We start from the raw sequence: 12042 nt of genomic DNA on the forward strand, positions 1-12042 counted from the left end.
AAGCGAGGGCGGCCGTGCAAGGGCCGCCCCGCCGCACCGGCTGCGTCCCCCTTCCCGAATGGCGCAGCCATTCGAGAGAAGGGGTGAAGGCGCGTAAGCGCCTCAGGGGGTTGTACTAGGGCCTGTTCACACTGATTTCGGGGATCGCGTTGCCCGGCCTGGGGGCTGGATGCAAGGCGCCCGTGCGCAGCAAGGTATGCACCTTGCAAGCGAGGGCAACGCCGCAGACGGCCCCCAGGCCGGGCAACCCGAAGGGAAGGCCCTTGCCGGCGCGCCACTCGTCGTTGCGCTCCTTGCGTGTGCAAGAGCACACGCGGCGTCGCGCGCCTAGATTGGCACGCCGGCAAGGGTCTTCGCGACCCCGAAATCAGTGTGAACAGGCCCTAGTGACTGCGCATCTTCGCCCGCAGGCGTGCGATCGACTGGCTGTGCAGTTGGCAGACGCGGGATTCGGTGACGCCCAGCACGGCCGCGATCTCCTTGAGATTCATGTCGTGCTCGTAGTACATGCCCATGATGTGCTGTTCGCGCTCGGGCAATGACTCGATGGCCGTGACCAGGGCCGAGCGCAGGCGGTGGTCGCGCAGCATCTCGAGCGGGTTCGCCGCCTCGTCGCCCACGTGGCGGTCGAGAAAACCGTCATCGTCGTCATTGCTGTGCGTCATGTCCTCGAGGTACACGAGCTGCGTGCCGCGCACCCGGCCCAGCAGGTTCTGGTACTCGGGCAGCGGCATGCCCATCTCGGTGGCGATCTCCGATTCGAGCGGGCTGCGGCCCAGGCGCTGCTCCAGCCGGTTGACGGCCTGTTCGATGTCCTTCTGGCTCTTGCGCGAACTGCGCGACATCCAGTCGCCTTCGCGCAGCTCATCGAGCATGGCCCCGCGGATGCGCTGGGTGGCGAAGGTCTCGAACTGCACCCCCTGGGCGGCTTCGTAGCGCGAGAGGGCTTCCGCCAGGCCCATCATGCCGACCTGGATCAGGTCGTCCAGCTCCACATTGGGAGGCAGCTTGGCGATCATGTGGTGCGCGATCCGCCGTACCAGGGGCACGTGCTGGCGAATCATCGCATCACGGTCAAGCTGGCCTTTGGCGGTGTACATCAGATCAGTGGCTCCGAACGAGGTGTGCAGTTGCCGGCGTACCGGCGAAATTGCTGGATGCAATTGCAGTGGCAGCTGCCATCGTTCCATTGATGGTGCCCGCGTTTTCCAGCAGTTGCAAGGCCAGGCGCTGCAGCTCCTGGGGATTCTGGGTGGAGACGGCCGTAGTGTGCACCTGGCCGCCCAGGTGGCGCTCGGCGCAGTCCTGCAATGTCTGCAATGCTGCAAGGGTCTTGCGGCGTTCGGCCGCGCCCGAACCCCGCACCAGTGCCGCCACGGTGCAGGCCAGGCCGGTGTGCTGGGCCATCTGCTTGAGGCTCTTGTAGGTGGTGAGCACGCCTGCGGCGGCACCCTCCATCACCATCAGCGGTGTGGTCCGGGTGTGGGTGAGCAACTGACCCAGCAAGGGGGGTGGTGCGTGCAGCACCAGGATGCTGTAGGCGCGCACGTAGGGCTGGATGTCCTGCAGCGGCGAGACATGTGCCGGCCGGTCGGCCCGGCTGATCTGCCACAGGCCGCGGGCCGCAGGGATCACCGCCAGAGAGGAGGCCGCAGCGCCCTGGTCCAGGCCGTCGTGCCAGGGGGCCCGGCGCAGCAGGTGGTACAGGCCCGGGGACTCGTCGGTCTCGTAGCCGGTGGCGTCGAGCACCACCACCGGGTAGCCCATGCGCTGCAGGCTGGCGCAGACCTGCCACAGGGTCTCGAGGCCGCTGCCGGCCTGTTCCTGGCTGGCCACGGCCAGCACGCGCAGTTCGGTTTGCGGGGTGAAGCTTTGCAGCCCCGCCGCTTGGTGAAAGCCGGTATCAAGCATCGACCAACCCCCTGTCCGTTACCAATTCGGGTGAATGCGAAAAGAAGAAATTCAGGTCGCTGGCCTTCGGGTCGAACGGCGACTTGACCGGCGCACGCATCGAGGTGCCGATGAGCTGGTGGGCGTCGGCGGCTTCCCAGTCCTCGGGCACGCGCTGGCCGTTGGTCACGCCGCGCAGCACCATCTGGTGGCGGATCAGCGCATCGATGGAGGGGCCGAGCTTCACGGCCTCGTCCACCTTGGACAGGATGGCCTGCTGCGAGCCGTTGGTTTTGAACGAGGTCAGCACATCGTCCAGGGTGTCGCCATGGCAGCCGGCGTTGAGCACCAGCAGGCGGTTCACGTGGGGCAGGTCCAGCACGTCGAGCATGTCGCGCTTGCGTGGATCGCGCGGGGCCACGCCGGTGGTGTCGATGAGCACCATCTTCTTGCCGCTGAGCAGGCCCAGCAGGTCCTGCAGTGCCGCACGGTCGTGGGCCAGGTGGGCCACGATGCCCAGCATGCGGCCATAGGTGCGCAGCTGTTCGTGGGCGCCCACGCGGTAGGTGTCCAGGGTGATCAGGCCGACGCTGCCGGGGCCGTGGATGCGCGCGCACAGGGCCGCCAGCTTGGCGGTGGTGGTGGTCTTGCCGACGCCGGTGGAACCCACCATGGCGAAGATGCCGCCCTGCTCGTACAGGGGGGCGGCGCCCGCATCGGTCTTGAGGTTGCGTTCCAGCACCTCCATGAGCCAGCGCACGGCTTCCCCGGCCGACAGGTCCTCGGGCAGGCGCTCGAGCACGGCGCGGGCCAGGGCGGGCGAGTAGCCGGCCCGGATCATCTTCAGCATCAGGTTTGACTGGATCGGGTTCTGGCGCGCCTGGCCCAGCCAGGCCAACGTGTTGAACCGGTCCTCGATGAGTTCCTTCATCGAGTGCAGTTCGTTCATCAGGTTCTGCTGGTTGTTGACCTGCGCGTTGGACAGGGCCGGCGCTTCCTGGTGGTGGTGGCGCTGCTGCGGCTTGCGGGGGGCAGGCTCGGGCAGGTCCATGGGGATGGAGCGCAGCGGGTTGTGGCGCGCCACCTGGGCGGCGGGGCGCTCGCGGGCAAGCTCCTCGGCGCGGTCGCGGCTGCGCTGCATCATGGGCACGGGGTCCGAGGGGCCGGCAATCGCCTCATGGCGGCGGCGCAGCATGCGCTCGCGCACATAGTCCTGGAAGGACAGGGTGCTCATGGCCAGCTGCTCGGTGTCTTCCTCGACCGGGTTGCGGTTCAGGGCGGACGACTGGGCGGCACGGGGCTGCGGCGACTGCTGCTGTTGCTGCTGTTGCTGCTGGCGCTGGCTGGCCTGCACCAGGGACGAAGGGGCGCTGTGTGCCGGCTGCCTGGCGGCGGCTGCGCTGTTGTTGTCCAGCGACGAGAGCGTGTCTTCCGCCGTGGCCATCACCTCCACGCCGTTGGCCGTGGGGCGGTTGGACAGGATCAATGTGCCCTCGCCAAAGGCCATGCGTGCTTTGGCCAATGCTTCACGGGACGTGGCAGCGTGAAAGCGTTTGATGTTCATGATGCACCTTTGAGGATGGGCCCAATGCGGATGGTGTGGGTCTCGGGAATTTCACTGTGGGCAAGGACCTGCAGCCGGGGCGCCACGCGGCGCACCAGGCGGGAGATCGCATTGCGGATCTGGTCGGGCACGAGCAGGCAGGCGGGCAGGCCCATTTCCTCCTGGCGCAGGGCCACTTCGGCGGCCTTCTGGGTCAGGATGTCGGCCACGCCGGGGTCCAGGGCCGGGCTGGCGGTGTTGCCCAGGGCCTGCACCAGCAGGCGCTCCAGGCCGGGTTCGATGGCGATGACGTTGAGCTCGCGGGTCGGGCCGTAGATCTGCTGCACGATGGCCGGCGACAGGGCGATGCGCACGCGGCGCGCCAGTTCCACGGGGTCGGAGATGCCGCCGGCATGCTCGGCCAGGGTCTCGATGATGGTGCGGATATCGCGGATGTGCACAGACTCTTCCAGCAGCAGCTGGAGGACTTTCTGGAACGTGGCGATGGAGACCATTTTCGGGACGACTTCTTCGATGAGCTTGGGGGCCAGCTTGGCGACGTGTTCCACCAGTTGCTGGGTTTCAGTGCGGCTCAGCAACTTGGCTGCCTGCACTTGCATCAAGTGTGACAAATGCGTCGCCATCACGGTTTCCGAATCAACGACCGTAAAGCCGGCCATTTGCGCCGCTTCCTTCTGCCGGTCGTCGATCCAGTGCGCGGGCAGGCCGAAGGCCGGGTCGGTCGTGGGGGTGCCGATGAGCGGTGTGGTGATGCCGCCGGGGTTGATCGCCAGGAACATGCCGGGGAAGGCCTCGCCTTCGCCCACCACCACGCCGCGCAGCGTGATGCGGTAGCCGCTGGGCTTGAGTTCCAGGTTGTCGCGCACGTGCACGGCCGGGGGCAGGAAGCCCACTTCCTGCGCAAACTTGCGGCGCACGCCCTTGATGCGGGTCAGCAGGTCGCCCTGGCGGCTCTTGTCCACCAGCGTGATCAGGCGGTAGCCCAGCTCCAGGCCCAGCAGGTCCACGGGCTGCAGGTCGTCCCAGGTGGCTTCGCCGTCGGTGGCCACGGGGGGCGGTGGGGGGGCTTCCTCGGGGACCTGCTGGCGCTGGTACAGGGTCCAGGCCCAGTAGCCCAGGGCGCCACCGGTCACCAGGAACACCAGGTGGGGCATGCCGGGGATCAGGCCGAGCAGAATCAGGATGCCGGCCGTGACGCCGAGCACGCGGGGCGACATGAACAGCTGCTGCACGATCTGGCGGCCCATGTCCTGTTCCTTGCCCACGCGCGAGATCACCATGGCGGCGGCCACCGAGATCAAGAGGCCTGGGATCTGGGCCACCAGGGCGTCACCGATGGCCAGCAGGATGTAGCTGTCGGCGGCCTGCTTGGCCGAGAGGTCGTGCTGCAGCACGCCGATAGCGAAGCCGCCGATGATGTTGATCAACAGGATCAGGATGCCGGCGACGGCATCGCCGCGCACGAACTTGGAGGCACCGTCCATCGAGCCGAAGAAGTTGGCTTCCTCGGACACTTCGGCGCGGCGGCGCTTGGCTTCCTTCTCGTCGATCAGGCCGGCATTGAGGTCGGCGTCCACCGCCATCTGCTTGCCGGGCATGGCGTCCAGCGTGAAGCGGGCCGAGACTTCGGCGATGCGCTCGGCACCCTTGGTCACCACCACGAAGTTGATCACCACCAGGATCGCAAACACGATCAGACCCACGGCGAAGTTGCCGCCGATCAGGAAGTGGCCGAAGGCCTCGATCACGGCGCCCGCGGCACCCGGGCCGGTGTGGCCTTCCAGCAACACCACGCGGGTGGAGGCCACGTTCAGCGACAGGCGCATCAGCGTGGTCAGCAGCAGCACCGAGGGAAAGGCCGCGAAGTCCAGCGGCCGGACCATGTAGGCCGAGACCATCATCACCATCAGCGCCACGGCGATGTTCAGGGTGAAGAAGGTGTCCAGCATCCAGGGCGGGATGGGCAGCACCATCAGCGCCAGGATGGCCACCACCAGCAGCGGCGCCGACATGCCCTGCAGGGCGGAGCTGTTGCTGCCTGCCCATTGCCGAAGGGAGTTCAAGTTGTTCATGGCGCGGTGCCTTGCACGGTGGACGGGGAGGGCTTGTTCAGCGGATCGAGCTCAGGCGGGACATGGGGGTCGACCAGCGCATCGGGCATCTGCCCCTCGCCGCGCAGCGCGGCCTTGAGGCGGTACACATAGGCCAGCACCTGGGCCACCGCGGCGTACAAGGTGGCGGGAATGGCCTGGTCGATCTCGGCGTGGGCGTACAGGGCGCGGGCCAGCATGGGCGACTGCAGCACCGGCACGTCGTGGGCCTTGGCCAGGTCGCGGATGCGCATGGCGACCAGGTCGGTGCCGCGCGAAATCACCTGCGGGGCGGCCATGGTCTTGTCGTCGTACTTCAGCGCCACGGCGTAGTGGGTGGGGTTCATCACCACGAAGTCCGCCTTGGGAACGGCGGCCACACTGGCGCCATCGGCCATTTCGCGCTGCTTCTGGCGGATGCGGCCCTTGGTGTGCGGGTCGCCATCGGATTCCTTGTGCTCCTGCTTGACCTCTTCGTGCGACATCTTCAGGCGCGACTTGAAGAAGAAGGCCTGCAGCGGCACGTCGATCAGCGCCGCCATGAAGACCACCAGCAGCATCAGGCTGACGCCGGAGACCAGCCATTCGGACATCTGGCGGATGGCCATGGGAGAGGGCTGCAGCACCAGCATGGCCACGCGCTCGATGCTGCCTGCCATGTAGTGCCAGGCCACGGCGGAGATGATGGCCGTCATCAGGACCATCTTGGCCACGTTGGCCATCTGCTGCTTGGAGAACAGGTTCGCCACCCCCGACAGGGGGTTCAGGCGGTTGAACTGGGGGCTGATGGGCTTCATGCTGAAGATCCAGCCGCCGGCGCCGATGGCGCTGAGCAGTGCGGCGCCACTGGTGAGCAGCGCAAACACGGTGCTGGCGACCAGGCCCACGATGACCATGGTGCGCAGGCGGTCCAGCATGGTGGTGGGCGCCATCACCGTGTTGGAGTTGAACACCAGCTGGTGGCTCATCGCCTGCTGCAGGTGTTCCATGAGTGTCGGGGCCAGGACCAGCATGGCGCCACCGCCCGCGCCCAGGATGGCCAGGTGCGACAGGTCGCGCGAGCGCGCACCTTGTCCGTCCTCGCGCGCTTTCTGCAGCTTGCGTTCGGACGCCGGTAGGCTTTTTTCTTGGCTGGATTCCATGATGGCGTGACAACTTGTGTCCTGCCATTGTCGTGAGCGACCCGGAAATCTAAAGACGGATAAAGGGCGGCTGCAGGCCCCTTTTCCCTCGTACCTGTTCAGTGGCGCCGCGCGGCGCGGAGTGCGCGGGCATCGGCTGGCGCTGCTGCGCCGGGCCGGTAGAAAGCCGGGGTCAGAAGCCCAGGCTGGCCAGCAGGTCGTCCACCTGGGACTGGTCGGTCACGACGTCGGGGGTGTTGTCCGGGTCCACCACGGGGCCGGCGAGGTGCTCGCGCGGGGGCTCCACCAGCGCGGCGGGCACGTTGGCGGTGGGCGGAGCGGTCTGGATCAGCAGTTGGACCAGTTGCTCCTCGATGGTGGCAGCCAGGTTGACCACCCGGGCGATCACCTGGCCCGTGAGGTCGTGGAAATCCTGCGCCATCATGATTTCGGTCAGGTGCGTATCGGCTTCCCTGGTGACGCGTTCCACGTCGGTCAGGAAGTTCATGATCTCGCCCTTGGCCACGGCGGCAACGGGGTCTTTCACCAGGGAGGTCACCACGCGGCGCGTCTCGGCCGCGATGAAGTCGTGCTGGGCCTTGGCCTGTTCGACCCGAGTGAGCACCTTTTCGGCCGCTTCGCCCGTCAGGCGGGCGATGTAGGACAGGCGGCTCTGGGCGTCCGGAAGCTCACCCATGGATCCGCGCAGCTTGTCTGCATAGCCCAGCTCGTTGAGCGAATCGTGCAACTGGCGGGTCAGCAGACCGATCTTGTGGTGAACGTCGGCCGTGGGCTCACCCTGGGGGGCGTCAGGTGTTTCCATGGCGTCACATTCCCATTTTCTTGAGGATCAGCAGGACCTTTTCCTCCAGCGTGGCCTTGGTGAAGGGCTTGACGATGTAGCCGGCAGCTCCGCCCTGGGCGGCCGCGACGATGTCTTCCTTGCGGGCTTCGGCGGTCACCATCAGTACCGGAAGGTGCTTGAGCTTGTCGTCTTTCTTGATTTCCGCGAGAAGCTGGAAACCATTCATGTTGGGCATGTTGATGTCCGTCACCACGAAGTCAAACTTGCTGTTGCGCAGTTTGTTCAAGGCGGCGACGCCGTCCTCGGCCTCGTCGGCGTCGGCAAATCCGCTCTCCTTGAGCAGATTGCGGACGATGCGCCGCATGGTGGAGAAGTCGTCAACGATCAAGAAGCGAAGGGCTGTGGTCACGTGGGACCCTTTCGGTCGAAATAGGCTGGTTGTATTGTCAAGTGTGGCAGGTTTGGTGACAAGTCGTAACGATCACCTGCCAGTCGTTGGATTTTCGCGCTTTTCCGTCGGCACTTCTGGAGTGGTGGCCGCGGGAGTCCCCTTGCCCAGGAGGCGTTCTTCGGCCTCGCGGGTCAGCACCGTGATGGTAATACGGCGATTGGCGGGTGCGCGTGGATTCGTGGGTTCGAGAAGATCGCTGGCGGCCAGGCCCACCACGCGGCCCAGCTTGGCGTCGGGCATGCCGGCAGACACCAGCTCGCGGCGCGAGGCGTTGGCCCGGTCTGCCGACAATTCCCAGTTGCTGTAACCGCGCTCGCTGTTGCCATAGGGGACGGCATCGGTGTGGCCGGCCAGGCTGATGCGGTTTTCCACCCCGCCCAGCGCGGCGCCGATCTCGCGCAGGATGTCGCGCATATAGGGTTTCACCAGCGCACTGCCGCTGTCGAACATGGGGCGATTCTGGTCGTCCACGATCTGGATCTGCAGCCCGTCGGGCGTGACATCGATGCGGATCTGCGACTTGTACTCGTTCAGGCGCGGGTTTTCGGTGATCAGGGCATCGATCTTGGCCTGCAGCGCCTTGATGCGCTCCTGGTCCTGCTTGGCGCGCTCGGCGCGTGCGTTGTCGATGCTGGCGCGGCGGTCCTTGTCGGGGTCGGAGTCGGAACGGCGCACCTGGCCGTGCACCTTGGACAGGTCGTTGCCGCCGCCCGGGATGACGCTGGAGCTGTTGCCGGCGCCGTCGCCGCCGGTCATGGCCACCTTGAGCGGCGAGGCGAAGTAGGCCGAAATACCCTGCAGCTCCCCCTTGGCAGTGGAGCCCAGCAGCCACATCAGCAGGAAGAAGGCCATCATGGCCGTCACGAAGTCGGCATAGGCGATCTTCCAGGCGCCGCCATGGACGGCATGGCCGCCCTTCTTGACGCGCTTGATGATGATCGGCTGGAGCTTCTTTTCTGCCATGGTGGTGGGTGCTTACTTCTTGCCCTTCACGTGTCCCTCAAGTTCCGCGAAGGTCGGCCTGTCGGTGGAGAACAACACCTTGCGGCCAAACTCGATGGCGGTGGCGGGGTTGTAGCCCTGCATGCTGGCCAGCAGCGTGGACTTGATGCACAGGAATTCCTTGGCGGCATCTTCGGTCTTTTGTTCCATCAGTCCGCCCAGGGGTTCCACGAAGCCGTAGGCCAGCAAGATGCCCAGGAAGGTGCCGACCAGGGCCGAGGCGATCATGCCGCCCAGCACCGAGGGGGGCTGCCCCACCGAGCCCATGGTGTTCACCACCCCCAGCACGGCGGCCACGATGCCGAAGGCGGGCAGGGCGCCGGCCAGCCGGGCGATGGCCGCCACCGGGGCATGGGCCTCCTGGTGGTGGGTGTCGATCTCGTTGTCCATCAGGGCCTCGATCTCGTGGGAGTTGAGGTTGCCCGAGACCATCATGCGCAGGTAGTCGGTGGTGAACTCGATCACATGGTGGTCGCTGCCCACCGTGGGGTACTTCTTGAAGATCTCCGACTCATGGGGGGTTTCCACATCCTTTTCGATCGCCATCAGGCCTTCCTTGCGGGCCTTCTGCAGGATGTCGTAGAGCATGGCCAGCAGTTCCATGTAGCGCGCCTTGGTGTACTTGGAGCCCTTGAGGGCGGCCGGGACGGCCTTGAGCGTGGCCTTGAGCACCTTGGGCTGGTTGTTCACCACGAAGGCGCCCATGGCGCTGCCGCCAATGGTGATGAGCTCGAACGGCAGGGCCTTCAGGATCACCTGGATGTTCCCGCCGTGCACAATGTACACACCGAAGATGCAGACCATGCTGACGACGTAGCCAATGATGACGAACATGCTGATTCAGTTTGTTTTTGGCGGGCGCCAGGCGGGGCTGGGGCGGTTGCGGTGGAAACACGGCACCAGGCCGTATCGCTGGTTTCACTGTATCTGATTGTGCGCGAACCAGTCCCGCGAGCAAGCGGTAAAGCGCCCATCACTTCGCCCGGTTGGGCGGGTTGCGTGGTTTTTCCGTCGGTTTTCCCGATTTCGGAAACTCCGGCAGTGTTTATGCTGCGCAATAGTAGGGCTTTCACACGGCAGTTTCGGCAAGACCCCATGGACACAGGTGATCTACATATGAAGACAGGCCAGCATACCCACGCGGCATTGGAGTGCCGACCATGAAGGCCGTGTTGCTGGCCGGGGGCCTGGGCACCCGCATCTCCGAAGAGTCGCATCTGCGCCCCAAGCCCATGATCGAGATCGGCGGGCGCCCCATCCTGTGGCACATCATGAAGACCTATGCCGCCCATGGGGTCAATGACTTCATCATCTGCCTGGGTTACAAGGGCTACATCATCAAGGAGTACTTCGCCAATTACTTCCTGCACATGTCGGACGTGACCTTCGACATGGCCGAGAACCGCATGGAAGTGCACCACCGCCATGCCGAGCCCTGGCGCGTGACGCTGGTGGACACCGGCGAGTCCACGCTGACGGGGGGGCGCCTCAAGCGCGTGCGCGAGTACCTGCCGACGGGCGAGCCCTTCTGCTTCACCTATGGCGACGGGGTGGCCGACCTCGACATGGCCGCCCAGTTCGCCTTCCATGCCGCGCATGGCAAGCTGGCCACGGTGACGGCGGTGCTGCCCCCCGGCCGCTATGGCGCCCTGGTGCGCGATGGCGATGGCAAGGGCGAGGGCGTGAGCGGCTTCGTCGAGAAACCGCGCGGCGATGGTGGCTGGATCAATGGAGGGTTCTTCGTGCTGTCGCCCGAGGCGCTGGACCGCATCGAGGGCGATGCCACGCCCTGGGAGGCGGCGCCCATGGAGAGCCTGGCGCGCGATGGCGAGCTGATGGCGTTCGAACACCACGGCTTTTGGCAGCCTATGGACACGCTGCGCGAGAAGAACCTGCTCGAAGAGCTCTGGCAGAGCGGCCGCGCGCCCTGGAAGTGCTGGTGAGCATGGCATTGCCCGACCCCCACTTCTGGCGCGGCAAGCGCGTGCTGCTCACGGGGCACACGGGCTTCAAGGGCAGCTGGCTGGCCCTGTGGCTGCAGCGCCTGGGCGCGCAGGTCACCGGCATGGCCCTGCCGCCGGCCACCGAGCCCAGCCTGTTCGCACTGGCCGGCGTGGCGCAGGGCATGGACAGCCATCTCGGCGACGTGCGTGATGCGGCGGCCACGGCGGCCCTCATCCAGGCGGCCCGCGCGGACATCGTGCTGCACCTGGCGGCACAGGCGCTGGTGCGGCCCAGCTATGCCGCACCGCTCGATACCTATGCCACCAACGTCATGGGCACGGCCCATGTGCTCGATGCACTGCGCGGCCTGGCCGGCGTGCGCGTGGCGCTGGTGGTGACCACCGACAAGGTCTACCGCAACCGCGAATGGGTCTACCCCTACCGCGAAGACGATGCGCTGGGAGGGCACGACCCCTACAGCGCCAGCAAGGCCGCGGCGGAGATCGTGACCGCCAGCTACCGCGATGCCTTCCTGTCCGCGCAGGGTGTGGCCGTGGCCACCGCCCGTGCCGGCAACGTGATCGGCGGCGGCGACTGGGCACCGGAGCGCCTTCTGCCCGATGCCGCTGCCGCCTGGTCGGCCGGCCAGACCCTGGTGCTGCGCAATCCCCATGCCACGCGACCCTGGCAGCATGTGCTGGAACCGCTGGCCGCCTACCTGCGCCTGGCCCAGGTGCTGTGGGAACAGCCCGGGCATGCCGGCGCCTACAACTTCGGCCCGGCGCCCCAGGATGCGGCCACGGTGGGCCGCGTCATCGAGATGGCGCGGGCCGCCTACCCTGCGGCCCCCGTGCGCTACCAGAGCGATGCGAGGAACCCCCATGAGGCGGGCCTGCTGGCCCTGGACACTGCGCTGGCGCGCAATCGGCTGGAGATTGCCCCCTGCTGGGCCCTGCCCGAGGCCGTGGGCCGCACCATGGCCTGGTACCGGGACCACCACGCGGGCGCCGATGCCCGTGCCCTGTGCGTGGCCGACATCCAGGCGTATGAACAGGCCTGCCGTGGTGCCAGCAGCACCTCCCCGGAGGTTGTAGCGTGAGCCGTTTCACCGTGGAGCCCACGCCGCTGGCAGGCCTGGTGGGCGTGCAGCGCCAGCCGCTCCCGGACAGCCGGGG

At 66.6% G+C, this 12042-nt stretch carries 11 protein-coding genes; 2 read left to right on the forward strand and 9 right to left on the reverse strand.

Annotation, left to right across the window (positions count from 1 at the left end):
* Positions 1-383 precede the first annotated feature (383 nt).
* The 9 genes from PMI14_RS07500 to motA all read right to left on the reverse strand — a co-directional run bounded on the left by PMI14_RS07500 (position 384) and on the right by motA (position 9757).
* Positions 384-1100: an RNA polymerase sigma factor FliA gene (locus PMI14_RS07500; RefSeq protein WP_007852225.1), complete on the reverse strand. Its 717-nt coding sequence runs from the start codon at positions 1098-1100 to the stop codon at positions 384-386.
* A 4-nt stretch (positions 1101-1104) separates the two neighbouring features.
* Complete coding sequence (locus tag PMI14_RS07505; RefSeq protein ID WP_007852227.1) at positions 1105-1911, reverse strand: hypothetical protein; 807 nt, start codon at positions 1909-1911, stop codon at positions 1105-1107.
* Positions 1904-3454: a flagellar biosynthesis protein FlhF gene (flhF, locus tag PMI14_RS07510; protein WP_007852228.1), complete on the reverse strand. Its 1551-nt coding sequence runs from the start codon at positions 3452-3454 to the stop codon at positions 1904-1906. The genes PMI14_RS07505 and flhF overlap by 8 nt, the downstream gene beginning before the upstream one ends.
* Positions 3451-5526, reverse strand: coding sequence for a flagellar biosynthesis protein FlhA (flhA, locus tag PMI14_RS07515; protein WP_007852229.1), 2076 nt, complete (start codon positions 5524-5526; stop codon positions 3451-3453). The genes flhF and flhA overlap by 4 nt, the downstream gene beginning before the upstream one ends.
* Positions 5523-6686, reverse strand: coding sequence for a flagellar biosynthesis protein FlhB (locus PMI14_RS07520; RefSeq protein ID WP_007852230.1), 1164 nt, complete (start codon positions 6684-6686; stop codon positions 5523-5525). The genes flhA and PMI14_RS07520 overlap by 4 nt, the downstream gene beginning before the upstream one ends.
* A gap of 172 nt (positions 6687-6858) precedes the next feature.
* Positions 6859-7488 carry a protein phosphatase CheZ gene (locus PMI14_RS07525; protein ID WP_007852231.1) on the reverse strand — a complete coding sequence of 210 codons (630 nt, stop codon included), beginning with the start codon at positions 7486-7488 and terminating at the stop codon, positions 6859-6861.
* 4 nt (positions 7489-7492) lie between these two features.
* Positions 7493-7879 carry a chemotaxis response regulator CheY gene (cheY, locus tag PMI14_RS07530; protein WP_007852233.1) on the reverse strand — a complete coding sequence of 129 codons (387 nt, stop codon included), beginning with the start codon at positions 7877-7879 and terminating at the stop codon, positions 7493-7495.
* A 72-nt stretch (positions 7880-7951) separates the two neighbouring features.
* Positions 7952-8884, reverse strand: coding sequence for a flagellar motor protein MotB (motB, locus tag PMI14_RS07535; protein WP_007852236.1), 933 nt, complete (start codon positions 8882-8884; stop codon positions 7952-7954).
* 12 nt (positions 8885-8896) lie between these two features.
* Entirely contained in the window at positions 8897-9757 is an 861-nt protein-coding gene (motA, locus tag PMI14_RS07540) for a flagellar motor stator protein MotA (protein WP_007852238.1), read from the reverse strand.
* A 326-nt stretch (positions 9758-10083) separates the two neighbouring features.
* On the opposite strand from motA, the gene rfbF reads away from it, so the two are divergent.
* Both rfbF and rfbG read left to right on the forward strand, forming a co-directional pair.
* Positions 10084-10866 (forward strand): glucose-1-phosphate cytidylyltransferase, encoded by a 783-nt coding sequence (rfbF, locus tag PMI14_RS07545; RefSeq protein ID WP_007852240.1) that lies wholly within the window; start codon positions 10084-10086, stop codon positions 10864-10866.
* Between the two features lie 2 nt (positions 10867-10868).
* Positions 10869-11966, forward strand: a complete 1098-nt coding sequence (gene rfbG, locus PMI14_RS07550; protein WP_007852243.1) for a CDP-glucose 4,6-dehydratase — start codon at positions 10869-10871, stop codon at positions 11964-11966.
* Positions 11967-12042: the final 76 nt, after the last annotated feature.

The organism is Acidovorax sp. CF316, from assembly GCF_000276605.1.
Classification (GTDB): domain Bacteria; phylum Pseudomonadota; class Gammaproteobacteria; order Burkholderiales; family Burkholderiaceae_C; genus Acidovorax.